Here is a 25,681-nt window from a genome sequence, read left to right on the forward strand (position 1 = left end):
TGCCGAGGTACGCAGCTGCCTCACTTACCCAAGCTGCCGTCTCCCGATACCAGGACATGACCGCATCATACGCATACTGGACTGCGGCTAGAAAAATTACGAACAACACGATTACGCCCATTGCCTTACCAACCCCCTCTTCGCCTTTCGCGTCGTTGGACTGGATGACGTATTGCTGCCGCTTATCGTTCAACATTTTCCTTAACGGTCCCGATCGTCGCGGTCGCGTTCCTTCTGTTCGATCTGTTCCTGCTCGAGCTCCTCGAGACGAGGGATATGTTGCTGGGCGGGATCCGTGCGGGTCGTCTCTCCGGTACGTTGTGCGGCTCCCCGATCCTCATGTAGCCGATCTTCCAGTCGATTTGTAGCATCAACGGTGGAGGCGAGCTCGTGAGCTTCCCGCGCATCGTCATCGATTGGCTTCCGATCCGCTTCCTCGGCACGCAAATCGCGCTTTTGCTCCTCCTCGGCAGTCGAAGTCCCCGCCTTGTCCTTTGCCTCCGACGGACTATCGGCATAGTTCTCCACCTGGTCGATCGCCCGTTGTAGACCGGGATCCTGCTCGGCTACGTCTCGAAGGTAGCTGTTGCCCTCGATCGCCATTTGCGCGGCACGCTGGATCGCCTGGGCAAGCCCGGCCTGCATTGCCTGCCTGCTGTCGGCTGAAAACTCGCTGGCCTCGATGCGATCAAGCCCCTGGCGATAGTGTTCGATGTCGATCAGGGCTTCATTTCCGGCCTCGACGACAGTCTCACCATGTTTGGCGATCGCGGCATCCCATTCCTCATTGACCGGATCACGCGCCTCTTCGCTGACCTGCTCCGCCAGAGCCTCCTTGCGTTGTTCGTAGAGTTCGACCAGTTCCCGCTTCTGGTTGACGAAATCTCGGGCAAGCCCTGCGACCTCATCGAAGTCGGCGCGGGCATCTGGAGCAACGGTGCGCTCCAGCTTGAACAAGGCCGTTTCGACCCGCTTCTCGTACGCCTCGAACTCTGCTCGTGTCGTTTCGCGCAATTCTTGACCCTCCAAGACCATCTCCTGGAATGTAACCAAATTGGCGCGGAAATTCGACCCGAAATCTGCATGAATGACGCGGGCGTCGCCCGGCATTGTCGGAGCTGAAATCCCGGTTTCCAAGTATTTCTTGTGCTGTATGGCATAAGAAACGGCATGACGGTCTTCACTCGCCAAGGCGACCTTCTGCCACGACTCCCGCGCCAATATGATGTATTGTCGGCTTCTGTCGCTCTTCGCAGTCGTGAGCCGGCCGCCGCGTTTGGCGTCATACCGTGCCTGCGCCGGCTCGCTGGTGCCGACATGCTCCGTGCGGCCGTTGTGGCTCACCGGCCGAACCTGAGTGCGTGTGAACGCCGGCGGACTGGCAAACTCGCGCCGATCCGTCATTTCCATTTGGATACCGTGTTCCCGCGCCTTTTCGGCCATGGCCGATCGCCATTCACGAAATACCGCCGGCGTGGTCTCGATGCGATCGCCGGCATCCGACCGCATGGCGACGATCGCGTGCGCATGAACGTGTGGTCGCTTACCGCCCTCCCCCGCCTCTTTCGGGTCGCTGGCAGGATCGTGCATGGCAAAGACGTAGCGATGCCCCGAAAACTGGTGCGCCAGGAAATCGCGTGCTGCCCGCTCGAACGCCGCTACGTCCGTTCCGGCGCGCGCCGACATGATGACATGCATCACATCGCGGCTCTTTCGGCTATGCAGCTCGCCGCGCCATTCCTTCAGCACCAGATCGCCAGCCGCCTTTTCGTCAGATACCGGCCGGCCGCGATCATCGCGAACATCCTGATGATGCTCGACCAGGTCACGCAAACGGCTGGCGCCGAACTCGACGCCATTCCCGTACCCCTGAAACGTGAAGGTCGCACCGGCCGCGCTGGCGGCCGCACTGACGTCATATCGGTGCTGAACGATGCCGGCCGCCTTCACATCTCCTGTCAGCCGCTCACCCTGTCCGCTTCTGAGGACGACAAGCCCTGTAACCGATATTGATCGGTCCGCTATTTTCGCGATGGTATAGCCATAACGGCGATCACCAAAGCCGCTCGATAACGTGCTCCGCACCTGCTCATGCAAGGCGTCCGTGGACTGAAGGCCGGCAGCTGTGATCTCGACTCTGAAGCTCGCGATGTCGCGGCTTTCGGCGCGGTTCTGGAAAAGATAATCCCAATCACCGCGCACCCGGGCCAGATCCTCGCGGCCCTCAAGAATCCTCCCGTTTTCGTCCTCAACCTTCAGCTCCCCGGATCGAGACACGTAGTTCAGCATCGCTCCTACGCGTGCACCGCCCCCATAGGATGCCATTTTGACAACCGCCGGCTGGCTTCCTTTGGCGATGGCGGCAAGCCGCGCCTCCATTGGTCGGCCTGCCGCCGCCGGCATTGCCTGGGAGCGAAGAGCACTTCGGATTTTCGAACCGGTGCCCCCTGCACCACCAGAGCCGCCGCCACCGCCAGCGCCGAGCTGTGCCATTTGTTTGAGCCGCTTGCGCATCTCTTCCTCAGCCGCGGCACCCCGGCCACCCGACGCCATCTCATGCAAAAGCGCTGCACGCCGTTGTTCCCATTCGCTGGTGAATGCGCCGAAGAAGATCTCCAAGGGCTACGTCTCCCCTCGGCGCTGATATCCGGCCCGTCGCGCCAAAGAGCGAAGCTCGCTCATCACTGCCGCCTGAATGCGTTGAACGTTCTCAAGGTTGATATCCAGCTCACTTGGATGGACCCCGCGGCCACTGTTGAGCGCCCTTGCGACCTGATTGAGATTGATGCCGATCATCCGCATATCTTCAAGCAGCGCCGCCATCACCAGGCGATCTTCTCCGGTCAGGATCGGCCGAACACCCGCCCCTTCCAAATTCAAGGAACGGAAAAAGCTGGAGACGGTCATGCCCGCGTCCGCTGCGGCCTTCTCGATCGCCGCATGCTCGTCGTCAGTCACCCGCACATGCAGGGTTCGATCTTTCTTCACTGGCTCCAAAGGCGCGGTGAATTTGCCATCTTCCATATCGCCTTTGGCCCCCTACTGGCGCTTGCGACAGTTGATCGAGGGCTCGTCCCTCGATTGTGGAAAATGGCGTAGCACATTTTTCCGTATCCTGCCACCAACAATATGGAATCCTTTAACTTAACATCGTCGAGCCGCACTCACGTCGCTCGTCCGTTTGAACTGTCAGGGCCGGACTTCGCCCCGCCCCTCAAGTCGTGGAAACGCTCACCAGGGTTCACCTCCAAATCCGCTTCTGAAGGCCCTTGTCTGCCCCCGTACTCAGCTGCAAGGGACGCTCCGCTCTTCGCCCTTGCAGCTTGCGTGCGAGCGTCAGTATCGGTCCTTACGCGGCTCCGGGGTTCACTGATCAGGCAGCAATTTCAGGGGGTCGCCGCCTCTGATGTCGTGTGAAAATTCCACACGAGTTAATCACACGATGCTTTCACACCGGCATATCGACACAGCATGGGGATGATTATTCAAACGATACGCACTTGGTTTAGTGGAACAGATCGTCTACACCACATGGTAGCAGCATGTTTCGATGCCGTGTGAGCACGTACTCACATCATGTGTCCGTGCGATTTGCTATTCCCGTGCGGACACCCAACAAGCCGCCGAGATGATCGGCTGGCAAAAGGAGTTGCCACATATGCCACTATGCATCTCGGCCGTCAGCGGCAAAGGGGGAGCCGGTAAGACGACAGCGGCTATTCTGATCGCAGGGGAATATGCCCTTCAGGGAAAGCGCGTCCTTCTCATCGACGCCGACGGTCGTCAAAATCTGCAGGAATGGTGGAAGCGCAGCGAAGCGAAAGACAACGTTCCTGAAAACATCGAGCTCGTCACCGCTGCACGCCAGACCGCCGTCCAACACCTTCTGGACAACGACGCAAACAGGTTCGATGTCGTTTTGATGGATACGCCCGGCCAGGACACAGTTCTAAGGGACACCATCATCGCCGGGTCACACATCGTCTTGACGCCAATTCAGCCAAACCAGGACGAGATTAAGGCGGCCGGACAGGCCGCGGCCGACACAGCCGATATCTCCGACAAAGTCGGTCGGCTGATCCCCCACGCAAATTTCGTCACCAGGGTAACCCTGCCAGCCAGAGCGCTGGAAGCGTATCGGCTGATCAGACCGTTCGTGCAAAATCTACGTGACGGCGGCTACGACTCCCATCTACTCGAAACCGAGCTTGTAGAGCGCAATTGCTATCGCGAGATCCGCAATGGTTACGGCACCCTGCAGATGCTGGAACTCACCGATCCGGTGAGAAAAGCGAGAGCGGAAGTGATGAGCTTGGTCCAGAACATCGAAGGGCTTCTGTCAGGACAAGGAGAGGTAGCGGCCAATGGCTAAGGGTCAAACGACGGTTTCTGATTTTGCAGTCGCGCCACGTCGCGCCCGCGCAGTGGACACGAGGCAGGACGATGCAGACCTGGCAGCGGAAGGGCCAGCAGAACAAACGCGGCCAGACAATGAGCCTCAAGAACCTGAAGCTCTTAACATCGCGCCTGCAACGACGAGCCGCTTGATTGCGCCGACAGAAGATGCCCGTCGCGAGCGTGCGGTGAGCAAAGCCCTGCAGCGAGAAGATTCCAGGGTTCGCTTATGCGACCTGAAGAGGGCGCGCGATCGAGAATCCAAACATTACGTCAACTGCCCGTTGAACTATGAGACGAAGAAACGGCTGGAAAGAGCGTCATTTGAGAACGACGTGAAGATGACCAAAATCATGCAGGCGGCAATCGATCAGTATCTCAAGGATAACGGCTATTGATCCAAGAAGGGCTTCGGCTGCGTCCTCGAGGAGTTCGGTCTTGGTGGAATTGGGGTTTGAAACTTCGGCATTGCTGAAGCATTTCGGTTCACCGCATTAGGGAAACGTCTATCAAAAGTCGCCTTACCCCCAAAAAAGCAGTGGAATTCTCGGCGAACCACCGGCGACGGGGCGTGCCAAATCGCTTCAACTTGATGCATAGTGACTGCCTTGAGGGTGGCTTCAAAAGTGAAGGTATGGTCGGTGGTTAATCTGAGTAGCTACAAGAGCGCACGGGATTTGGTTGAAACAACCGATCCGGAATTAGAGAGACCAGTCTATCGCAGACCCGGCTTCGACGGCATCCAAACGTCCCATGAGATGGACGAACGCATCTCGGCCTTTCTCAAGAACACGCGCGAAGCCAAGGGGCTTTCCCGTGCCGAACTGGCGCAATTGCTTGGGCTGTCGGTCTCCGTTTATGGACGATACGAGCGCTCCGACTCCCGTATGACGGTTCCTCGACTTATTCATCTCTGCGAGCTCATGGGCTTCATGCCCACCGACATGATTTTCGAAACGGCGCCTCATCTGTGGGGCAAGACCCCGGAAGAAGCAGAAGATCGGATGAGACTGACAAAGCTCGTTGAGCGCCTGCCGCACGACACCATGCGGGATTTGATCCGGCTGCTGGAGCGCATGATGCCGGCGGAACAAGACTGAAGACGATGTCACCGGTATGAGCGATGGCTAATAGGAGGAGCAGTCGCCGCCCGCGCGAGTCGAGCAGCAAGTCGCTCGCGCTTAGAACCGTTGAAACGAGGAGTTCGTCGCTGTATGTGGGGCGACGTTAGATACGGCGCCTCAAGCTACCGGTAGGTTCAGATCTTATGAAAAAGCCACAGCGCAAATTCGTTGTCGAGTTCAAATCGGGCCGTCGCCTGACAAAGGGTGGCGCAAATTCGATTTGGGGGAACACAGATCTCAAGGCCGTTGCCCGCGAGGTTGAAGATCAATCCTCTCACCTGTTCGCGGCCACTAAAACCACTGAACCGGATGTCACGGAACCGACGCGTCAGCCGGGTGCTCATTTCGCTCCTGCCGAACCAGTGGTGGAAGGTGTCGTTCCTGAGGCGCTGACAAACCCGATTAACGCGGACAGCCCAGCATCACCTTCCGCTATCATCGACGAGATTTCCCAGCCGGACCCGACTCCAGTCGAGCCTGTGACGGTATCGAAGATCAATCAGGTTGCCGAGCCCGAACAAACCCCGCTCGCGCCGCCGGCTGTACGGAAAACTGTCAAGGCGTCCAAAAAGGCTCCTCGCCCTCAGGCGCCGGCGGCGCGCGCTGTGACGGCAGCGACCACCCCGGACGACCTGGCCACGCTTGAGGCCGAAAACAAGCATCTTCGGCAACTCTTGACCAGCCAACTCCGTGCGCAGAATGCAGAGCTCAAAAGAATGCTCGAGCGGTTTTGACCGACTCCCATTGGGCGCTTAGAACCGAGCAGACGTCGTCCTTCCGCCTGGTTCTACAGCTTCACCCACTGTCCCGCTATCTGCCCGACCGCTTTGGCGGTGATGGCGCAGGCGTCGCTCAAAGAGCTCGGGTCCTTTCCCACGGGCGACGGACAAGCATTCCAGTCGATACATTATGCGATCCTGGCCGCACAAAACCGGAACATATCGAGAAAAGGCCCCAGAATCCCACGAGGATGACCTGGAGCCTTCTGTCTGAGCGTTCGAATTCACAGACCCGCCATCTATGGCACAATATTTCGTCGTCGTCGCGCCGCGAACGACCGAGCGAAGGGAACCTTTGCACTCATTGTCGCAACGATGCAACATCATCTCAGCAGCTGCCTCATAACGAAGAGTGCTGTTTTTGGCGGCAATGCCGAGCCAGCGTCAGATGGCAGATCCGGATATCTGCCATCTGCAACTTCATTTCAGAAAGGACCGGAGGACGTTTGTCGCCAGTTTCGCGGCCGAGTTCTGGAAGTCGTTGATCCCTAGCGCACCGCAGAAGTTGATTGCCCCCGCGGAAAACACTTTCCCGCCCGTTTCACGTTTGAAGAATACGATCTCACTGCGAACCTTCGGGTTCAGATCGCCGCCCAGATTGTGTTGGACCTCAAGTTCTTCCTCGATGAATGGCAGGTAGGTCCGATTGTGTCGAGATCGCGCGAGAACAACAGCACCTTTGGGCGTTCCCAAGGCCTCATTGCTCGCGTCCAATTCGTCGCTCGCAGCTGCGCCGAGAATTTCACCCTCCTCACCGATCACGTTGCCAACGCCTTCAAAGAAGTCCGCGCACTCCGCCCCGTAAGACGCTTCGGTTCGCTCGTAACCTGAGCCGTTCGTGAACCCGACGGCGACGCTACCGACGCCCGTTAAGAGGTTTGGCGCCAACCCACGATGCCTCCATAGCCCTCCGGTCTGTCCGTTCGTAGAGAGTCTGACTTCAAGGGGATGGGACGTCCAGTTTCGCTGCCCGGCATAGCCCCTGCGAGCTTCGATAACTCCGAGGTCAGATGGGTCGTGACCCGTCACCCAGTAGAAGCCATTGCCCCCCATGTACATGAGATTGCCGGCCGCGCCGAACTCGTGCATGGCCTTCAGATTTTCGGGTGACGGGTACTCAGGATGGGTTCCGGTAATGACGACACTGTACGTCTTTAGGAACTCGGAGCCCAGCGTATGAACATCCTCGTCGGTGATAACGTCAAAGGGCACCTTGCAATGATCAAGCCAGCGCGGAATGTTCAGATCTGCAAGGAAATGCCGTGGAACCTGGGTGCACCACCATTCCTCGTAGTCAGGCGAAAGGTTGAGAAGTGGCCGACGCCTGGACGAGTAGTGAACGCCGGACCCGTCTGCATGCCGGTCATAGATGGAAGCTCCTAGTAGCGGCTCCGACCCAAGCGCTTCATCGAACTCATTCAAACGGATGCCATCTGTATCTGCGGCGATTGCAGCTCCCCGATCCGAAAAGGCGAGACGTTCATTGCCGTATGCGATGTAGGTGTTGGTTGGCAAAATGAAGAGAACTTTGGCCCGTACATCTTTCGGCCGTACGACGAGAGGCAGCCTCAGCCTTTCGCCCCCGTCTGTATGGATATCGATCGCGTAGACGCCGGATGTGCAGTCCTCTGGAATTTCAATCTCGAGGGTCTTGTTCCATTTCGCATCGGTGAGGTCGAACGCGTGCACGTGGATTGCGCCGTAATAGCGGCTGTCTGTGTCTTGAAAGCCGTTTAGGATGTCCGGTTTCAGACGACCCAAAATGCGTCGTGTGGGGTGGTTCAGGAATTGTCCCGTGACACCATTGACCGTGAGCGTAGGGCTCGCGAAATCCGCAGAGAAGTCGAAAGCGGCTACAGGCTGCGATCGGTCCCTATCATTGAAAACCGTCGGCCCCTCGAACTTTGCGTAGCAACCGCCTCCAAAGCTTCGAACACCGCGACCCACGCTGATGGTCCAACGTTCTTCCGTTTGCGAAGCGTCGAACGAAGCGACAATTTCGTAGCCGCCGACAACGGCGGTCAAAGTCCCCGCGGCACGATCAACGCGAATGCTCAGGTCGACCCACTCGTCGATAACGAGCGGAATAGTTCCGCCTTGATCTCGGACGTCGCCCTCAATGGCAAGGCCATTGCTCGAGACAACCATTTGCGCGGAAATCTGGCTGGATGACACCTCCGTCAGGACACGGCGACTGTTATCGAGAAGCGTAGGTTGCACCGGTATATCGACAGAAAAGGCTCTTGGGAGAGCTTCACCGTCGAGCGAAAATGTAAAGCCGCTTCCGGCGTCGAGCGGCTGCACCGCGATATCGGACTCGATCTCCGAAAACCCAGCGACGATCCGGCTCTCCGTCTCGAATGGGCCGACTTTGGCCAGCTTCACTAGGCGCGCAGTGGCGCGTCCGTGACCCGATATCCGCCCAACGATCGTCTCGCCTGGGACATAGCTCAGTAAGTCGAGATAGCCCATCAGCTTCTCGTTCATATTTTGTCTCCAATATTTAGAATCGTGAGGGACTGGCTAGCAAGATCACAGCGCCCGCCAGTCCGGTTCGGCGGCGGCCTATTATTTTGCCGTCAGCCGGTCGCGGTATCGATCCAATACGACCGCAAAGATAATCACGGCGCCGGTGATCATCTGCCGAATGAAATCAGTAAGGCCTAAAAGGATGAGACCGTTTGCGAGAACACCGATCACACACGCACCCAACAAAGTCCCGATGATGGTGCCCCGTCCACCGTTGAGGCTCGTTCCGCCAATGACGACGGCGGCAATTGCGTTCAGTTCAAACCCCGACCCGATGATCGGACTGGCCACGTTCAAACGAGCCATGTAAGCGATCGCCGCTACGCCGGCGGTGGCGCCGCATATTGTGAAGGCCGCAACTTTGTAGGCGAAGACGTTATGGCCAGCCAGACGTACTGCCTCTTCATTGTTGCCGATGCCGTAGAGAATCCTTCCGAAGATCGTTCTGTTAAGAATGATCCAGCCCAGTGCGACCAGAATCAGCGCGATGAGAAACAACAAGGGAATGCCGCCAAGCGACATGGAGCCGAACGCGTTGAACGCAGGCGGAAAGGAATAGATCGTGCCCGCATTCGTCACCTGCAATGCGCCGCCTCGAGCAATGTTGAGAGTGCCGAGTGTGACAATGAACGACGGGATCTTCCACCAGGCGCTGACAACTCCATTCAAAACGCCACAAACGACACCAGCTCCGATCGCGCCGATGACGGCAAGGACGATCGCGGGACCGGGTTCGAGCCCTGGCGCCGTGATAATCAGGCCGGCGATCACCGCAGAAAAAGCAAGCACCGATCCCACAGATAGGTCGATCCCACCGATGAGAATGACGAAGGTCATCCCAACCGCAAGAATGACATTGATCGTGATCTGGGTGAGGATGTTTGTCAGATTGCTCGTGGTCAGAAAGTGTTCGGTCGATAGCGAGAACACCGCGATCAGGAGCAGCAATGCGATCCCAATTCCGGATTGCCGGAGGAATGCCTTGCCGTTCATACTAACTCCACTGAAATTTTGGTGAACAATGTCGGTCATGCCCGGCCCTCCTCGGCGTAGGCGAGTTGCAAAATACGTTCTTCGGAAAAATCCTTGCGCGCGAGCTTGCCCGCCAAGTTCTGTTTCGACATCACCAAGATGCGGTCGCACAAGGTCATAAGTTCTGGAAGTTCGGACGAAACAATGATCAAGGCGAGCCCTTGCTGCGCAAGCTTTCTTAGAAGCGCGTAGATTTCAGCCTTGGCGCCGACGTCGATGCCACGGGTTGGCTCGTCGAGCAGCAAGATCTGCGGTTTTGTAGCAAGCCACTTGGCCAAGACCACTTTTTGCTGGTTTCCGCCCGATAATGTCGATGCAGGATCCGTGGATCGACCGTACTTCAGCCGGACCTCCTCGCCGATCGTCGTTGTCAGCGCTCGCTCACTCTCGCCTTTCAAGAACTTCAACCTGGAAACACTTTGAAGACATGCAAGTGAGATGTTGGATGCAATCGGCATGTCAAGGATCAACCCTTCTGTCTTTCGATCCTCAGTGACAAAGCCGATGCCGTCGGCAATCGCATCCTTGGGGCTTCGATACTTCCTCTTCTTCCCGTCCCGACGCATGTCGCCGCCGATGACGGGATCGACAGCAAAGATGGAGCGAAGAAGCTCGGTTCGACCCGATCCAACCAGGCCGGCGATACCAACGACTTCGCCATAACCTACCGAAAGCGACAGCCCGCGAGATCTGCTCAACGCGGCCGGCCGCCAATCATCCAGCGCCAGGGCCACGTGGCCTGAACTGGTCTCCTCATGACTATGGGCCATCGCGGCAGCAAGTTGTCGACCCACCATGTTCGATACCAGATCTTCCGGCGTCGTCTGCGCGATTGGGACGGTAAGGACGGACTTGCCGTTTCTGAGAACTGTTGCCCGATCGCAGATCGAAAAAATCTCATTGAAGTGATGTGACACAAAGACGATCGCAACACCTTCAGATTTGAGGCGAAGGACGATCTCAAAGAGCCTTTTCGTCTCGCGCTCCGTCAGAGTGGCGGTCGGCTCGTCGAGAATGAGAATGCGGCTCTCCGACATCAGAGCGCGTGCAATTTCGACGAGTTGCTGGTGCGCCACACCGAGTTGCTCAACAGGACGACGCACATCAATGTCGCTCAAGCCAACAGCCGCCAGAGCGGCACGCGACCGGGAATACAGCGCCCGATAGTCTATCCAGCCGAGCCTGTTGCGCGGAATGTCCTCGAAACAGATGTTTTCGGCGATCGACAGGTGGGGAAGAAGGCTGAACTCCTGGTGTACCACCTGGATTCCGAGACGTTTCGCATCGGACGGCGCGCTAGGTGTGTAAGGTTCCCCAAAGAGCTGGATGGCACCCTCGTCACGAGCGACGATCCCGGTAAGTATCTTGATAAGGGTAGATTTCCCCGCGCCGTTCTCACCGACGAGAGCATGTATTTCGCCCGGCCGCAAATCGAAGCTGACGCCATCAAGCGCGACCGCTCCGCCGTACCGCTTCCGAACATCGGATAGCACAAGAATTTCCTGCATGTTTCACCCCGTTCAGGTGCACGCCCCACATACGAACTGCAAAAGTCGTGAAGAAATCGGCCGCTCGCCTACTTCGCGCGCGGCCGTGTCCGCTACTTCGCGTCGGCAGCAGTGATCAGCTTGACTTCACCTTTTACCCAGCCTTTGAGCGGCGTCTTCGTTTCGAGCGAGGCAAGTGCCAGATCAATCGCCTTCACGGCCTGCTGAGCAGCAAACATGTCCAGGGTGGCTAGGAGCTTTCCGTCCTTGAGGAAGGGTTGCACGGCATCCAAGTTGTCGAAGCCCACGACCTGGATTTGTCCGGTCTTGCCCGCGGCCTCGATAGCCTTGATTGCGCCGATGGCCATGGAGTCGTTCGCGGCCATCACACCCTGAACGTCGGGGTACGCCGCGAGCATGTTGGTGAAGACGGTATTTGCCTGTTCGGTTTCCCAATAAGCCGTCTGCGATGCGAGAAGAGCGAGTTTCCCTTCTTCGATCGCATCGACGAAGCCTTGCTTGCGGTTGACCGCGTTTTCTACCCCTGGCGCCCCTTCTAGGACGACAACTTTTCCACCCGGGCCGAGCTTTTTGGCAAGCACGTCGCCCACCAGCTTTGTCGCTTCGCGGTCATCGGGACCGTAGTAGCCGATATCGATTCCTGCATCCTGCATCGCCTTTGGGTCGAGCGGCGTCAGCATGTCGATAACTTGGATATTGTCGTCAAGGGCGCGCTTGAGCGGGGGAACCAGCGCTCGGGAGTCGCCTGGGATGATGATGATTGCGTCCACCTGTTGGGTGATCATGCTGTCGATCGCAGTTAGTTGCGTGTCGACGTCGGTTTCGGACTGCATTCCTACTGCTTTCAGCACGAAGTCACCGCGCTCTGCTTCATAGGCCTGCGCGCCATCAACCATTGTCTTGTAGAATGGGTTTGCCAAAGACTTCATGACCAGGCCAATCACCGGTTTGTCCGCGGCCCAACTGTTGGAGGCAGCGAGTGCGGACATTGCGACGAGTGCACCAATTAGGAGGCTTGCTTTTTTCATCGTGTTCCCTTTTTTTCGTTGTTTTCCGCTTAGACGCAGCGCCCTCCCATGCTGGCCGCTGAGTCACCCTCGCTTTCGCTGGAATCTCGGCACAACAGACCTGCAGTGTTGCCCGACAATTACTCGGACATCACTGAACGATCTCGGACCGTTTGGCGCTGTTTGCTAAGCCTCCCTCTTCGAGGCGCTAAAGGGGTACCACTCACGATGCTGGCCAAGTATACCCCATTGGATATATGGCGTTGCGCTCATGGCTTCGAATAGAGGCGATCATCTCGCCTAGTTTGCCGGACCCGCTCCAAGCCCCTTCATTCTTGGAAGGTTTCGAAACGAGAAGAGGCGCCTTACGGCGCCTCTGGGTAAGCCAACTCTCACAGTTCAGCCTTATGCGTAGGTCACTTTCTGTGGTGCCAGGGGTGCCTTGCCTCTGATTGCATCTGACAGCTTCTCTGCCACCATCATCACGGGGCTGTGCAAGTTCGCATTGGTAATTCGCGGCATCACCGATGCGTCGACGATGCGCAACGCCTCGGCGCCGTGTACCTTGCCATCGCTATCGACGACCGCCATGTCGTCCGAACCCATTCTGCAGCTGGAACATGGATGATATTGGGTGTTGACGTTTTTCCTAAGCCAGGAAAGCAGGTCGGTGTCACTCATCTTATAAAGGCCAGGATCGACGGGTTTCCCGCGCAACCTGTCCCACGCCGATTGGTGAACGATCTCGTCCGTATGCCGAATGCCATCCATGAGGTCGATCTGGTCTTGCCGCTCGGCGAGGTAGTTGAGCACGACTTTTGGCAGCACACGAGGGTCAGCCGACGTTAGCGTAACAGCGCCACGGCTGCGCGGAAGTGCAAGGCAGGTCTGATAAACAAAGCCGTCTTCGGCCGTTACACTTCCGTGAGACAACTCACCCAGAACAGGCAGGAATTCGTGCTGGATATTTGCATATTCGGCCCGCTCGCTACTTTTGAAAAACGAGCCGGTTTCCCACAGGTTGGTAGCGCCAAGACCGGACCTCAGGAACAGCCATTGGGCGCCGACAGCCGCCATCTTGAACAGGTTCATGTTAACGCCCGGCGAGACACCTTTACGCGCCGCGCGATACTTTACCGAAACCGCAATGTGATCCTGAATCCCCTTTCCGACTCCCGGCAGATCGATTGCCGTCTCGATACCCACAGCTGCCAGTTCAGCCTTCGGCCCTACCCCGGAAAGCAAAAGGACATGCGGTGTATTGAACGCGCCGCCGCAAACGATGACCTCTCGCTCAGAAAATACCTCGTGAATCGCTCCGTTTTGTTCGAAGCGCACGCCCACCGCACGCCTCTTATCAAAGAGGACACGGTGCACGAGTGCGTTGAGCTTGAGGTGCACATTGCCCTTGCTTAACGCCGGCCGAAGGTATTGCCGTCCGGAGCTCGCACGGATCCCGTGATCGATGTTCGCCTGATAGGCGTGCACGCCCTCCTGTCGAAAGGCGTTGTAGTCTGCATTCAGAGGATGGCCAGCCTGTTGGCCCGCTTCCAAAAACGCCCGAAACAACTCATGCTGGGCCTTCATGGTCGTTATCCGGATCGGCCCTTCGCTTCCACGATACTCGTTCCCGCCGCCGTCGAAGTTCTCCAACCGCTTGAAGTAGGGAAGGCAGTGCGCATACGACCACTCAGGCAGATTAAAGTCGCGGGCCCACCGGTCAAAGTCGCGAGGGTTTCCGCGCACGTAAACCATACCGTTCAGGGAACCCGATCCGCCGAACATCTTACCGCGAACATGCGTGACATGACGCGGACCCAGCTCAGGTTCGGGGCCAGTATCGAACGACCATATGCGCCTCTTGTCAGTGAGTGGAAAGGAAAGGGCCGCGGGCATGCGAACAAAAACGGAATTGTCTGAGGGGCCGGCCTCGAGAACCAAGACGCGGACAGCCGGATCCTCGCCCAATCGCTTGGCCACAATCGAGCCTGCGGCACCCGAGCCAATCACAACGTAGTCGTAGCTTTCTTTCGCCATTACAAACACTTCCCGTAAAAAGGCTCTCTTCAGTGTCGGGTGCAGAATCCCGGGCGCGCGTCCCAACGCCAAGCCCCAGGAGCGATGCTGGTGCTCACGAACGCGGTAGGACAACCGATAGTTCTGCGCTATTCTTTGACAGAGTTAGCGGAGTAGCGATCCGAGCGGGTATACCCCATTCGGGATATTGATGGCTTGGCTGCCGTCGAAGAGGTTTGGGGGGCTCTCAAAGAGCTAACCAGTGCAAAAGGGCTTGGAAAGGCGAGAATATAATTGAGCACCACGAGTGAGAAGCTGGATGCCCGCGCAGCGGTCGCCTTTGCGCGCGAACTTTATCAATCCAGGGGGCGACATGAGTATCCCGCGGTTCTCTTTTCTGCGCTTCGGAAAGTTGCGCCATTCGACATTTATACGGTCACCGTGTTCTCAGCGAGCGCCCGGCCATTTTTCCTGTTCGGGAACCTTGCGGAGTTTGTTTCCTCGAAGGTGATCGATAAATTTCTTTCCGGCACCTATCTGCTCGATGCGGTATACACTGCGTGCAGCGAAGGTGTTGCCCCAGGTTTGTACCGCCTCACTGAACTCGCCCCGGACAACTATTTCTCGAGCGATTTCTATAACTCTTCGGATTTCCATCCCTGCGTCTCGGATGACGCAGGGTCGTTGGCCGAAGAAATCGTCTATATGGCTAAGCCGACCGACGACCTTTACCTCGTGATATCGCTGATGCGGCGAAAGGGAGATACCCCTTTTGATGAGGCCGAGTTCGATAACCTGAAGCTTTTGCAGGATGTTGTCATAGAGACCTCGGTCGAGCACTGGAAACAGTCGGTTTCGAGTTCCGTGACTGTAGAATCTTCCTCGCAATCGACGCTTGAGAAGGCAGTCGCTACCTTCGCGAAAGACAAGCTTTCGCCGCGTGAGCAGACGATCGTAAGCCTTCTTCTGCGCGGTCACTCCACGCTGTCGGTCGCGCACAACCTCGACATTGCTGAAGGAACCGCGAAGGTCCATCGACGCAACATCTACGACAAACTGGGGATCACGAGCCAGGCGGAGATGTTTCTCATGTTCTGCGCCCACATCATCACCACAAGGTAAGAGGGGCGCCTATGAGTGCGCCCCTTCATGTCTATTCGGGCTGCTCAGCAACGTTTCGAGTGTAGGGCACGCCGGAACGATACCAGTCGGCTTTTTCTATTTCTTCAAAGAGAACGATCGTGTCAGCCGTAGGAATCCCCATAACGGTCGAGAAGACCTTCGTAATCTCCGAAGCGACGGCGTCCTTCCGTTCCTGATCGCGACCGGGAAAGAGCGAAATTCTGACAATCGGCATTCGTCTGCCCCACCTCCTTGATCAATCGAGGGCCCGGATCTCCGAGCCCTCCACGATTTGTCCATTAAAGATCCATCGGCCAGGTATCGGACAACTTGTAGCCGGTCGGGAAGGGATCACTCGGATCCAGCATCAGCTGAGACGTACCGCTCACCCATGCACGGCCCGAGATAATCGGCCGAATACCGTTCCGCTCCCCCACCTTGACCTCGCTGTCGATACTGCAATGGAATTCGGTATCGATAAGGGAAAGCCCGACGAACTTTTCGCCGACCTTCAGCTGCCCCTTGGCATGAAGCACTGCCATTCGAGCCGAGCAACCTGTCCCTGTGGGAGACCTGTCGATCTTACCCGGCCGGATAGCGACCGCGTTTTTGCCCTTCATCACGCCGTCTTCGCTGTAAACCGGGTTAGTAAATTGGCAGAATGAGATGTGGTTCCAGTCTTTCTCAGGGTGTCGAAAGCCCAATTGCTCATTGGCCGCCTTCGTGATCCGCATGCCCAGTTGCGCGAGTTCACGGGCGTTTTCGGGTTCGAGCGACAAGCCAAGGGTCGCGGCGTCCACGAACACGAAGCTGTCTCCACCATAGGCGGTGTCGACGCTGACGGTCCCAAACCCTTCAAGCTCCAACGGAACATCGAGCTTGTCGGCAAACGACGCCACATTACGAACGTGGATTCGCTCGGCCTTGCCGTCCTTGCACTCAGCTTCCACTTCGATCAGGCCGCCGGGTGGTTCAAGAACGAGGCGCGTGACGGGTTCCTGCATCGGTATAATCCCGGTGTCGAGCAGAACCGTGGCGACACATATGGAATTGGAGCCGGACATCGGCGGAACGTCGGCCGGCTCCATGATGATCCAGCCCATCTGCGCTTGCGGATTCTTCGGGGGTACCAGCACATTGACATGCCGGAACACGCCGCCACGCGGTTCATTGAGAACAAAGTTGCGCAGTGTTCCGTCGTTCTCAATCCAACGTGCCTGTTCCCAAACAGTGTCCCCGGGCGGCGGCGCAACGCCGCCAACAATGACGTCACCGACTTCACCTTCTGCATGGCACGTCACGACGTGGATGATTTTCTTCGATCGCATGATCACTCCCTTCTTGGATTTTCGACAGCCCCTCAGTGGGCAAGGACCACGACGTCCTCTGGTCGCCACGAGATGGAAAGGTTGCCGCCTACCGGTGGAATATCGCTGATGCCGGTACGTTGAATGCGGATATGTGTGCTCGAGCCCACGAGCGCGTCCACGAAGGTGCGACTGCCGAGGAACGTCGACTGGCGGCATACCGCCGTGGCCGAAGTGCCTTCGCCGCTCCCCGCTCCATGGTTCGACTGAAGAGTGATTGCCTCTGGCCGAAGGGACACGGTGACCGCCTGCCCGTCCTTGGCAAGGACATCTTGGTTGGAAAAGAACACCGTGCCATCGTTGGCGCGAAGATGGGTGCCCGTCGGTCCTGTTCTCACCACCGTCGCCGGGATCAGATTGGTCTCTCCGAGAAACTTCGCTGCAAAAAGCGATCGTGGCTTCCGATAGATGTCATGTGGTGTATCGACCTGCAGGATTTTACCCTTCTCCAGAAGAACAATGCGGTCGGACAGGAACAGCGCCTCATCCTGGTCGTGGGTGACGTAGAGAAATGCCGCGCCAGTGGCCTCATGGATCCGCTTCATCTCGGCTAGCATGTGTTGACGGATCTTCAGATCGAGCGCAGCCAACGGCTCGTCGAGCAGCAAAACCTCTGGTTCGTTGATGAGTGCTCGAGCGAGCGCCACCCGTTGGCACTGCCCCCCACTCAGTTCATGGATGTAGCGGTGTTTGAACTGGTCCAACTGAACCACGGAGATCATGTGCTTGACCCGTTCCGTGACCTCGCGCGACGGCAAGCGCCTCACTCGCAGACCGAATGCAACGTTGTCGAAGACATCCAAATGGGGAAAGAGGGCATAGCGTTGAAAGACCATATTGACCGGGCGCCGGTCAGGCGGCGTGCCGTTTACGGACTTTCCTCCTATTTTGATCTCGCCTTCCGTCGGATCGTCAAACCCCGCCACCATCCGCATGAGGGTGCTCTTGCCGCACCCGCTTGGGCCGAGAAGCGTGACGATCTCTCCCTTTTCGATCGTCAGATTTACGTCATGGAGGGCGACGTAGGTGCCGAACCGCTTGTGAACATTGCGAATTTCGATGATTGGATTTGCCATAGTCAATTGCCTCCGTCGGCAGCATTGTCGATCATGGTCGCTCGACGAATCCGCATCATGATCACCGCCCCGAGGAGCAGTAAGACGGAGAAAAGAAGAGCGAGCGTTGAAACGGCATTGATGAGAGGCGTCACGGTTCGACGCATCATCGACCAAATGAAGAGGGGCAGCGTAGTCTCGGTCCCAGATACAAACGAGGTTACGACGAATTCATCGAACGAGACCGCAAAGCTCAGTATCGTGCTGGCGATCAAGGTGGGCATTGCGAGTGGTAGCGTAACCCGCCAGAACGTTTCGAAGGTCCCTGCTCCAAGATCCCTGGCCGCATCCTCTAGAGAAGGATCGAAAAGAGCGAGCTTGGCGCGCATGGCAACCATCAACATCGGGAGGGTCAAAACGACGTGACCGAGAACGATAGTCAGCAGGGATAGCGACAGTCGGATTTGTGCGAAACCGACCAGCAGTGCAACGCCGATAAACAATGCGGGCATTGCAATTGGAATGATGCACACGAGTTCGAGCACCAATTTGCCCCGGGACGAAAGCCTAAGCCAGGCCAGTGAGGCAAAAGCGCCGAGAACAAGCGTGATCATTGCAGTCGCGCTAGCAATGAGAAGGCTTCTTCCCAACGCCTCGAGCAGCTGTGCATTCCCTATCAACTCGGCGTACCAGCGCAAACTGAAGCCTTCAAATGGAAAGGAAAGCGCGGGTGTGCTGTGAAAGCTGAACAGCACGATGACTGCGAGAGGGCCGAGGAGAAATGCGACGATAAGATAGACGACGGCGCGCAACAGCATCTCAATCCTCCTCTAGACTACGGGCGCGTTTGGTGTTGGGAACGAGGCCGGTCGCGCGCCCGATCAAGATCAATGTGGCGTAGACGGCGACAGAAATGGCGAACATGATAAACGCTTGAGCGGCCCCCAACGGCCAGTTGCCGCTCCGTCTGAAGTAGTCGGCAATCAACAGTCCCGTCGTTTGTCCGGTCGTGCCACCGAGCATCTGAGGGGTCACATAGTCACCAGCGGCAAGCAAAAATGTAAGCGTGAAGGCGCCGATCAGACCGTTGGCCGCGTTCGGCGCTACAACTTTCCAGAATGCCCCAAATGGACCCGTTCCAAGGTCGCGGGCTGCTTCTAAAAGCTCCTTCTTGATTTCGCTGAACGACGAAACAACAAGCAGCACGCAAAACGGCAGGTAGATGTGCACCAATGCCAGCGCGACCGCAAAACGGCTGAACAACAAGGCTTCAATCGGCGCGTCGATCGCACCAATTTGAATTAGCAAAGTGTTGAGCAAACCATTCGTACCCAACATCGTTCGCCATGCGTAAATGCGAACGAGATAGCTGGAGAACCAGGTGATCAACACGGCATAGTAGACCGTTTTCGATCTTGTCACATAGGTGAGATAGTACGCGACCGGGATCGACAGGGCGACGGAGGCCGCGGCAGTCACCAGGCCGATCACGACAGCATTGAACGTGACGTCGATGAAGAGAGCCGACGTCAGCGATTTAATGTAATTGGACAGGGATAAGTCGGGAACAATGCGAAAACCCGTGCTCGTCCAAAAGCTGTAGACGAGCAGGAATCCTGCCGGCAGAAAGAACAGAAGCGCCATTGACGCGCCAGCCGGCGCGGCCAAGAGCCATCCAAGAGAGCGTTGAGAACTCATTGTGGTATCCTAGGTCGCCTCTACCGCTTTCCAGCGATAGAGGCGACATTGAAACTACTTACCGGCCTTGAAAGACTGCCATGCCTGCAGCCAATCGCCGTAGCTCGCGATATCGGAATCGCTAGCTGCGGGAGGTATGCCCGGAAGACCGGCCTTAAGCATTTGGTCGACCTGATCGAACGCAAAGCGCTCGCGAGATTTTTCATCCAGGAATTCAACGGCCTTTTTCGAAACCGGCGCCTGGTTGACAGCCATGGCAACCTTTGCCTGAACCTCGGGATTCAAAGCCTCATTGATGAAGGCTTGGGCCGTTTCTTCATTGTCGCAGGAAACCGGCATGAACCATGCGTCCACCCACAGCACCGCCCCTTCTTTGGGATAGGCAATCGCCAGTTCGACACTCTGCTGCTGAGCCTGGACGATGATCGCCGGATCGGCACACACCACAGCGTCGATCTCACCCGAAACCATGAAATTGATGAGCTCGCCCATATTGAGTGCGATGAGCCGAGCATGATCCCGCCACTTTCCGAGCTCGGTGAACGCAGCGTTGACCTCGTCCCGAGTGAGCTGCGGGTACTTCTCGCCTAAGCCCGCGACTCGTGCCGCGATCGGCCACATAACCGTCGGTTCGTCCCAGATCGCGATCCGGCCCTTGAGCTCTGGTTTGAGCAGATCGGCGTACGAGGTCGGCGCCTGCAATCGTTTGGGATTGTAAACGATCGAGTTCATCCCCCAGATGTAGGGCGCAGCCCACAGTTGACCGTTGGAAAACCAGGTGGGCTTGTCAAAGAACGCGTCGAAAAGATTGTCGCCGCTATAGTTTGGGAGCTTGCTGCGGTCGAGTGGCTTCACAATCTGGAGCTCACGGATGTAGAGATCCGCATAGGCATGATTGTATTCGGCAACGTCGATACCTGGCGGGTTACCCGCCAGGAATGGCGTATGAACGTCATCCTGCGACGTCATCGAACTCGACTTCACCGTTACGCCATTAGCCTTGCGCCAATCAGCGAGCTCGACATTCAGATCATAGCCTTCCCATGCCATGATATTGAGTTCGCCACCGGCGGCATATGCGGTCGTAGTGAACAATCGCGCCGAAGCTAAACCGGCCGTTGCCCACGCCGCTCCCTTCAACAGGTTGCGGCGGGATATTTCGGCGAAGATCTTGTTATGCATGTTTGTCATGTCCTTCCCCTTCTTCTTCGCGTTACTGTGTGAGTTTGACGTAGATCGACTTGGTCTCCATAAATTCAAGAATGCCTTCCGGCCCGTTTTCACGGCCCATCCCGCTGTCCTTCATGCCGCCGAAGGGCAATTGCGGAACCGTCTCGAGGTAAGCGTTCACATAGACAGTGCCGCTCTTGATGCGGCGCGAGACCGATAGGGCGCGCGAGAGGTCATTGGTCCAAATACCGTTTGCAAGCCCGTAGCTCGTGTCGTTGACCAGATCGACGACCTGTTCATCGGTTTGGAATGGGATGGCGCAAACGACAGGCCCGAACACTTCTTCACGGAAAACTGCCATTTCGGGCTTCACGTTCGTGAGGATTGTGGGCTCGACAAAAAACCCATTTGCCAGAGATTTGTCCGTCGGTTTCTTTCCGCCAGAGATGAGTGTGGCGCCATCTTCCTGCGCACCTTCGATGAACCCGATAACGCGATCGAAATGCTCTTTATGAATGAGCGCTCCAATGGACGCGTCATCCTCAATACCGATCTTCAACTCCCGAGCCTTCGCGCTCAGGCGATTAACGAATTCCTCGAAGATGGATTCATGGACGAAGAGACGACCTGCGGCGCAGCATTCTTCACCCTGATTGGCTGTGAATCCGAACAGCGCACCGTCAACGGCAGCATTGATATCGGCGTCTCCGAACACAACGTTCGCACCTTTGCCGCCGAGCTCAAGTGCGACTTTTTTCACCTTCTTTCCGGCGCGAGATGCGAGAAGACTTCCCACTCGAGTGGAACCCGTGAACGAAATCATATCGATGAAGGGGCTGTCACAGATAACGTTCCCGACCTCTTCCCCAACCGCCGGCACGACGTTGATAACGCCGTCAGGAATGCCCGCCTTCTGCGCGAGAAGCGCGCATTCGAGAGCCGTCCCGGCAGTCAACTCGGAAGGCTTTACAACAACCGAGCAGCCGGCTGCGAGGGCGAAGGGCAACTTTTGGAACAGGGTGACAATCGGATAATTCCAAGGCACGATCATCGCCACGACCGCAAACGGTTCTTGTGTAACAAGCCCAAGCTTGTCGCTTCCTTCGTGATTGATAAGCCTGCCTGGCAGGTTCCATGCCAAGGAGGCAGCGTAGCGAACGAGCTCGATCGCCCATTCCACTTCGCCCCGCGCAGCCGATATTACTTTCCCCACCTCGTCCGCCTCGATGCGGGCCAACCGCTCCTTGTCGGCTTCAAGCAAATCGGCCCAACGGTTGAGGATCTTTGCCCGCGCGCTACCAGCAGTCTCGTGCCATGATCCTTTCAGGAAGGTCGAATGAGCGGCGGCTGCAGCGTCTTCAACTTCCGACGGGCCGGCGAGCGCGAAGGTGGCTACGAGTTCAGAGGTGGCAGGCGAACGCCTCGAAAGAACCTTGCCGGAAGCCGGTTCGATCCACTTTCCCGAGATCCAAAGCCCATATTTTCGTTCGCTTGCCATAAGAAACTTCACCCTTGCTATCTGAAGAACGATGATCGCGAACCAGGCCGGCCGAGCTGTAGAGGTTCCGCATGTGCCTAAATCCGTCCCATCCCTCGTACGCTCTTGGCTTGTCCCCCGTTATACCCCGGTTGGTATATAGACCGGGGAGCGGTCCTGCGATGGAAGGGAGAAGATCGGAAACTCGCGCGCGGCATGAAGGCAGCGGTGGAGCGACCCGACAACAAGGAGGACAAAGTGACCCTTCCAAGTGAATGGAAGCGGCGATCCGGCGCGCAGGTGGTCTACGATCAACTACGAGAGCAGATCGTGAACCTTGAGCTTCTCCCGGGCGCCTTACTGGATGATGCTGCTCTCGGTCGATGCGCGGGCTTGTCTCGAACCGCGGTGCGCGAAGCACTCGTAAAGCTATCCTTGGACGGACTGGTAGAGTGCCCTCCACATCGTCCGGCCACCGTCACCAGGATCGATTATTCATCCGTTGACGCGCTGCTCTATGCCCTGGAATTGACATTGCGTTCGACATGTCATCTCGCAGCCCAGAACCGAAAAGACCAAGACCTGCAACTTGCGCGGCGATCGGCCAGTGCGCTCGCGCTTGCCATGGATGCCTACAATTACACTGCGGCATTCACCGAGCTTATAGAGTTTCATATGTCGATAGCGAACGCGGGACGAAACAACTATTTGTCGGCTACACTAAATAGATTGTTCGGTGACGTCGCGCGGATGCTAAGAGCGCATAGCCTTCTGTCAGGAAGGTTTCCCCAAATTGCCGTGAGTTCGCAGACGGATACCCTTGTTCGAGCGATTTGGCAGCGAAACCCAGTTGTGGCTGCTGACTGTGGGCGTCAGAACGCGTCTGCCTTAAAAAACACAATCCAACAGCATGTCATCCCTTCGAGATCGCGCGATATCGAGCTAGTAGCCCTGAAAACAATGGTATTCAGCGGTACACATTGCCATCAGGCAGCTCTGGGGAGAACGACTTAATGGGCAACATCAGACTGTCGCTAGATGAGGTGCGCCGGATTTCGTTGGACGCCTTCACCGCCAATGGGTTCAGCGACAAGCAAGCCAAAGCCACGGCTGACGTGGTGACGCGCGCCGAGGCAGATGATTGCAGGTCACACGGATTGTACCGGGTGCCGGGTTACATCGCCGCCGTTCGTGCCGGACGTGCGAACGCACAGGCAGAGCCATCGGTGCAGCAGAGCGCAGCAAGTGTCCTCCAAGTGAATGGCGACGGCGGATTTGCTCCCCTGTCTGCCGACGTCGGCCGCGCTGAGTTGATTGAACTCGCGCGTCGTCAAGGCATAGCGGCGATGGCGATAGGCAACATGCATCACTTCTCGGCTTTGTGGGCAGACCTCGAACCGATTGTTGATGCCGGCCTCGTTGCTTGATGCTTCGTAGTAGGACAATGCGCCGTCGCACCCTATGGCGGAAGCAGTCGGTTGACGGGCACCAATCCGATCGGTTTCGGCTGGCCGCGCCCCGCCGGCGGCGCGTTCATCTTTGACTTTGCAACCAGCGCCGCGGCAAGAGGTGAAGTCGAACTCAAGCGATTGGCCGGTGATCATCTCCCCGAAGGATGGGCAATTGATGCCAGCGGACGTCCAACCACGAACCCATCGGAAGCCTTGGCCGGCGCACTTTTGCCCTTTGGCGGCTACAAAGGATCAGCCCTGTCGATGATGGTGGAATTGATAGCCGGTCCTCTCATTCGCGAGAAGACCAGCCGGGAGGTATCTCAGATCGGGATAACCGACGGCGGGCCCCCTCCGGGCGGTGAGCTTTTTATCGTGATCGACCCTGCGGCCTTTGGGACCGATGCGAGAACCGCCGGCGAAACATTTTTCAAAGAGGCGACATCTCAAACCGGCGTACGCCTGCCCTCAGCGCGTCGCCATGCCGCGCGAGCGCTGAGCCACCGGGCAGGAGTCGAGGTCCCAATGTCGCTCTTCCGGCAAATCGAGGCCTTATGCGGTAGTTCGCCAGACGCGCTCTGACCCTTAGGCGACGTCAAGCTTTCCCACAATTGGCCGAAAGCCGGCCACCAAATCTCTCGCCTTGAACGGATACGAACCTTCGACCCGCGCATCCGTTCGCATGAAGGCCTGACTACAAATGATAAAAAGCTTTGCTTGCAACATGGTCGATGTTCCTAATATGTTCTAACTTCGGTTGTCGGGAACGTTATTGAGCAGCTCGAATTGGATGGAGGGCTACTTGCGCTACGAGCGAAGCTGCGCCGCCCTGGTAAGGAAATATTGTAGCTTCCAAAGCACGATCCCAATGTGGATGACCTCCGCCACCGCCTTATATTGCCGCCCGGTTTTGTATTAGGATGGCTCAACGAAGAGAGAATGACCGTGTCGAACGCCAAGCAAATCCTTGCCATGTTGCGAAGTCGCGCCGAGGGCGACGACGACCTGTTTTTCTCGATCGCTCTCCAGATTGCCGCATCCGAGGCCCGTCAGGGACACAAGACCACGGCTGATGAAATGCGAGCCGAGGTTGACAAGGCCCGGAGCCGCAAATCCCGAGGAGCAAGTGTTGCCATTCCGCTCGGGGCGCCTCGAGGCGATCTCGAAGGACTTCTCGAGCTTCGCGAGCCACGCTTCAAGCTGAAGGACGTGGTTCTGGCGCCGGGATTACTCGAAAATCTGGAAGATATGATCCGGCAGCAGAGGAAGCGTGACTGGCTGCGGGAACATGGACGCACGCCTAATCGCCGGCTTTTGTTCGTCGGGCCGCCTGGTTCGGGCAAGACGATGTCCTCGGAAGCGCTGGCCGGCGAGCTCAACCTGCCATATTACGTGATCCGGCTGGAAGGGCTCATCACCCGCTATATGGGCGAGACCGCAGCAAAGCTCAGGCTAGTTTTCGACGAAACCGCAAGGCGGCGCGGCGTCTACCTCTTTGACGAATTCGACGCGGTTGGTGCGCATCGAACGTCGACGAACGATGTCGCCGAGATGCGTCGAGTCCTCAACTCATTCCTGCAATTCATGGAAGAGGGCAATTCGACGGACAGTCTCATTGTTTGTTCGACCAATCACCCCTCGCTTCTCGATCGAGCGCTGTTGCGTCGATACGATCTGGTCCTTGAGTTTGAAGCGCCGACGGCCGACCAGATCAAGCAAATCATTGTCAAGAACCTCAAGCCGATGTCATCGGCCAGGCTCGGCTGGACGAAAATCGTCAAGGCAGCCGACGGTCTCAGCCAATCCGAAATCGTCCGCGCGGCCGATGATGTAGTCAAGACCGCGATCCTTGATGAACGCAAGACGATTGCAACCGAGGACGTCGTGCAACGTCTTAACCAGCGTCGGGAGATGCGCGACGCTTTCCTCGATGAGAAGCGTGTACACTGAC

Annotated in this window: 21 protein-coding genes and 1 pseudogene; 8 read left to right on the forward strand and 14 right to left on the reverse strand. The window is 57.2% G+C overall.

Annotation, left to right across the window (positions count from 1 at the left end; translation table 11 throughout):
* Positions 1-201: 201 nt before the first annotated feature.
* Together IB262_RS30675 and IB262_RS30680 are read right to left on the reverse strand one after the other, a co-directional pair.
* Positions 202-2,619: a conjugal transfer protein TraA gene (locus IB262_RS30675; protein WP_192494143.1), complete on the reverse strand. Its 2,418-nt coding sequence runs from the start codon at positions 2,617-2,619 to the stop codon at positions 202-204.
* 3 nt (positions 2,620-2,622) lie between these two features.
* Positions 2,623-3,024 carry a MobC family plasmid mobilization relaxosome protein gene (locus tag IB262_RS30680; RefSeq protein WP_192494144.1) on the reverse strand — a complete coding sequence of 134 codons (402 nt, stop codon included), beginning with the start codon at positions 3,022-3,024 and terminating at the stop codon, positions 2,623-2,625.
* A gap of 634 nt (positions 3,025-3,658) precedes the next feature.
* Between IB262_RS30680 and IB262_RS30685 the strand changes: the two genes are divergently transcribed.
* The 4 genes from IB262_RS30685 (at position 3,659) to IB262_RS30700 (ending at position 6,253) form a co-directional block, all read left to right on the forward strand.
* Complete coding sequence (locus IB262_RS30685; protein ID WP_192494192.1) at positions 3,659-4,372, forward strand: ParA family protein; 714 nt, start codon at positions 3,659-3,661, stop codon at positions 4,370-4,372.
* Positions 4,365-4,793, forward strand: a complete 429-nt coding sequence (locus tag IB262_RS36140; protein ID WP_246802762.1) for a hypothetical protein — start codon at positions 4,365-4,367, stop codon at positions 4,791-4,793. The genes IB262_RS30685 and IB262_RS36140 overlap by 8 nt, the downstream gene beginning before the upstream one ends.
* Before the next feature lie 228 nt (positions 4,794-5,021).
* Positions 5,022-5,495 (forward strand): helix-turn-helix domain-containing protein, encoded by a 474-nt coding sequence (locus IB262_RS30695; RefSeq protein WP_348646943.1) that lies wholly within the window; start codon positions 5,022-5,024, stop codon positions 5,493-5,495.
* A gap of 167 nt (positions 5,496-5,662) precedes the next feature.
* Positions 5,663-6,253 carry a hypothetical protein gene (locus IB262_RS30700; protein WP_192494145.1) on the forward strand — a complete coding sequence of 197 codons (591 nt, stop codon included), beginning with the start codon at positions 5,663-5,665 and terminating at the stop codon, positions 6,251-6,253.
* A 465-nt stretch (positions 6,254-6,718) separates the two neighbouring features.
* On the opposite strand, the gene IB262_RS30710 is transcribed toward IB262_RS30700, so the two are convergent.
* The 5 genes from IB262_RS30710 to IB262_RS30730 form a co-directional block, all read right to left on the reverse strand.
* Positions 6,719-8,785, reverse strand: a complete 2,067-nt coding sequence (locus IB262_RS30710) for a N,N-dimethylformamidase beta subunit family domain-containing protein (protein ID WP_192494146.1) — start codon at positions 8,783-8,785, stop codon at positions 6,719-6,721.
* An 81-nt stretch (positions 8,786-8,866) separates the two neighbouring features.
* The gene (locus IB262_RS30715; protein WP_192494147.1) at positions 8,867-9,859 is read right to left on the reverse strand and encodes an ABC transporter permease; all 993 of its coding nucleotides are present in this window, start codon (positions 9,857-9,859) and stop codon (positions 8,867-8,869) included.
* The gene (locus IB262_RS30720; RefSeq protein WP_192494148.1) at positions 9,856-11,367 is read right to left on the reverse strand and encodes a sugar ABC transporter ATP-binding protein; all 1,512 of its coding nucleotides are present in this window, start codon (positions 11,365-11,367) and stop codon (positions 9,856-9,858) included. The genes IB262_RS30715 and IB262_RS30720 overlap by 4 nt, the downstream gene beginning before the upstream one ends.
* 92 nt (positions 11,368-11,459) lie before the next feature.
* On the reverse strand, positions 11,460-12,395 hold the full coding sequence (locus tag IB262_RS30725; protein ID WP_192494149.1) for a substrate-binding domain-containing protein: 936 nt from the start codon (positions 12,393-12,395) through the stop codon (positions 11,460-11,462).
* Between the two features lie 384 nt (positions 12,396-12,779).
* On the reverse strand, positions 12,780-14,411 hold the full coding sequence (locus IB262_RS30730) for a choline dehydrogenase (protein WP_192494150.1): 1,632 nt from the start codon (positions 14,409-14,411) through the stop codon (positions 12,780-12,782).
* 273 nt (positions 14,412-14,684) lie between these two features.
* Between IB262_RS30730 and IB262_RS30735 the strand changes: the two genes are divergently transcribed.
* On the forward strand, positions 14,685-15,512 hold the full coding sequence (locus IB262_RS30735; RefSeq protein ID WP_192494151.1) for a helix-turn-helix transcriptional regulator: 828 nt from the start codon (positions 14,685-14,687) through the stop codon (positions 15,510-15,512).
* A gap of 31 nt (positions 15,513-15,543) precedes the next feature.
* On the opposite strand, the gene IB262_RS30740 is transcribed toward IB262_RS30735, so the two are convergent.
* The 7 genes from IB262_RS30740 to IB262_RS30770 form a co-directional block, all read right to left on the reverse strand.
* Positions 15,544-15,747, reverse strand: a complete 204-nt coding sequence (locus tag IB262_RS30740) for a 4-oxalocrotonate tautomerase family protein (RefSeq protein ID WP_192494152.1) — start codon at positions 15,745-15,747, stop codon at positions 15,544-15,546.
* Between the two features lie 64 nt (positions 15,748-15,811).
* Positions 15,812-16,840 (reverse strand): proline racemase family protein, encoded by a 1,029-nt coding sequence (locus IB262_RS30745; RefSeq protein ID WP_192494153.1) that lies wholly within the window; start codon positions 16,838-16,840, stop codon positions 15,812-15,814.
* Positions 16,841-16,872: 32 nt separating this feature from the next.
* Positions 16,873-17,955 carry an ABC transporter ATP-binding protein gene (locus IB262_RS30750; protein WP_192494154.1) on the reverse strand — a complete coding sequence of 361 codons (1,083 nt, stop codon included), beginning with the start codon at positions 17,953-17,955 and terminating at the stop codon, positions 16,873-16,875.
* Between the two features lie 2 nt (positions 17,956-17,957).
* Positions 17,958-18,752, reverse strand: coding sequence for an ABC transporter permease (locus IB262_RS30755; protein ID WP_192494155.1), 795 nt, complete (start codon positions 18,750-18,752; stop codon positions 17,958-17,960).
* A 1-nt stretch (position 18,753) separates the two neighbouring features.
* Positions 18,754-19,632, reverse strand: coding sequence for an ABC transporter permease (locus tag IB262_RS30760; protein ID WP_192494156.1), 879 nt, complete (start codon positions 19,630-19,632; stop codon positions 18,754-18,756).
* A gap of 54 nt (positions 19,633-19,686) precedes the next feature.
* Entirely contained in the window at positions 19,687-20,823 is a 1,137-nt protein-coding gene (locus IB262_RS30765) for a PotD/PotF family extracellular solute-binding protein (RefSeq protein WP_192494157.1), read from the reverse strand.
* Positions 20,824-20,845: 22 nt separating this feature from the next.
* Positions 20,846-22,300 carry an aldehyde dehydrogenase family protein gene (locus tag IB262_RS30770; RefSeq protein WP_192494158.1) on the reverse strand — a complete coding sequence of 485 codons (1,455 nt, stop codon included), beginning with the start codon at positions 22,298-22,300 and terminating at the stop codon, positions 20,846-20,848.
* Positions 22,301-22,495: 195 nt separating this feature from the next.
* On the opposite strand from IB262_RS30770, the gene IB262_RS30775 reads away from it, so the two are divergent.
* The 3 genes and pseudogenes from IB262_RS30775 (at position 22,496) to IB262_RS36145 (ending at position 25,680) form a co-directional block, all read left to right on the forward strand.
* A complete protein-coding gene (locus IB262_RS30775; RefSeq protein ID WP_192494159.1) occupies positions 22,496-23,293 on the forward strand; it encodes a GntR family transcriptional regulator in 798 nt (265 codons plus the stop codon).
* Positions 23,293-24,312 (forward strand): annotated as a pseudogene (locus IB262_RS30780) (Ldh family oxidoreductase). The gene IB262_RS30775 and the pseudogene IB262_RS30780 overlap by 1 nt, the downstream one beginning before the upstream one ends.
* 363 nt (positions 24,313-24,675) lie before the next feature.
* Positions 24,676-25,680, forward strand: coding sequence for an ATP-binding protein (locus IB262_RS36145; RefSeq protein ID WP_192494160.1), 1,005 nt, complete (start codon positions 24,676-24,678; stop codon positions 25,678-25,680).
* Position 25,681: the final 1 nt, after the last annotated feature.

It is taken from the genome of Ensifer sp. ENS02 (genome assembly GCF_014851885.1).
GTDB classification, from domain to species: Bacteria; Pseudomonadota; Alphaproteobacteria; order Rhizobiales; family Rhizobiaceae; genus Ensifer; species Ensifer adhaerens.

Coding starts and splice junctions, on each gene's coding strand:
- IB262_RS30680 (WP_192494144.1), bottom strand. CDS start 3,024: ATGGAAGATGGCAAATTCACCGCGCCTTTGGAGCCAGTGAAGAAAGAT.
- IB262_RS30685 (WP_192494192.1), top strand. CDS start 3,659: ATGCCACTATGCATCTCGGCCGTCAGCGGCAAAGGGGGAGCCGGTAAG.
- IB262_RS36140 (WP_246802762.1), top strand. CDS start 4,365: ATGGCTAAGGGTCAAACGACGGTTTCTGATTTTGCAGTCGCGCCACGT.
- IB262_RS30700 (WP_192494145.1), top strand. CDS start 5,663: ATGAAAAAGCCACAGCGCAAATTCGTTGTCGAGTTCAAATCGGGCCGT.
- IB262_RS30710 (WP_192494146.1), bottom strand. CDS start 8,785: ATGAACGAGAAGCTGATGGGCTATCTCGACTTACTGAGCTATGTCCCA.
- IB262_RS30715 (WP_192494147.1), bottom strand. CDS start 9,859: ATGACCGACATTGTTCACCAAAATTTCAGTGGAGTTAGTATGAACGGC.
- IB262_RS30720 (WP_192494148.1), bottom strand. CDS start 11,367: ATGCAGGAAATTCTTGTGCTATCCGATGTTCGGAAGCGGTACGGCGGA.
- IB262_RS30725 (WP_192494149.1), bottom strand. CDS start 12,395: ATGAAAAAAGCAAGCCTCCTAATTGGTGCACTCGTCGCAATGTCCGCA.
- IB262_RS30730 (WP_192494150.1), bottom strand. CDS start 14,411: ATGGCGAAAGAAAGCTACGACTACGTTGTGATTGGCTCGGGTGCCGCA.
- IB262_RS30740 (WP_192494152.1), bottom strand. CDS start 15,747: ATGCCGATTGTCAGAATTTCGCTCTTTCCCGGTCGCGATCAGGAACGG.
- IB262_RS30745 (WP_192494153.1), bottom strand. CDS start 16,840: ATGCGATCGAAGAAAATCATCCACGTCGTGACGTGCCATGCAGAAGGT.
- IB262_RS30750 (WP_192494154.1), bottom strand. CDS start 17,955: ATGGCAAATCCAATCATCGAAATTCGCAATGTTCACAAGCGGTTCGGC.
- IB262_RS30755 (WP_192494155.1), bottom strand. CDS start 18,752: ATGCTGTTGCGCGCCGTCGTCTATCTTATCGTCGCATTTCTCCTCGGC.
- IB262_RS30760 (WP_192494156.1), bottom strand. CDS start 19,632: ATGAGTTCTCAACGCTCTCTTGGATGGCTCTTGGCCGCGCCGGCTGGC.
- IB262_RS30765 (WP_192494157.1), bottom strand. CDS start 20,823: ATGACAAACATGCATAACAAGATCTTCGCCGAAATATCCCGCCGCAAC.
- IB262_RS30770 (WP_192494158.1), bottom strand. CDS start 22,300: ATGGCAAGCGAACGAAAATATGGGCTTTGGATCTCGGGAAAGTGGATC.
- IB262_RS30775 (WP_192494159.1), top strand. CDS start 22,496: ATGAAGGCAGCGGTGGAGCGACCCGACAACAAGGAGGACAAAGTGACC.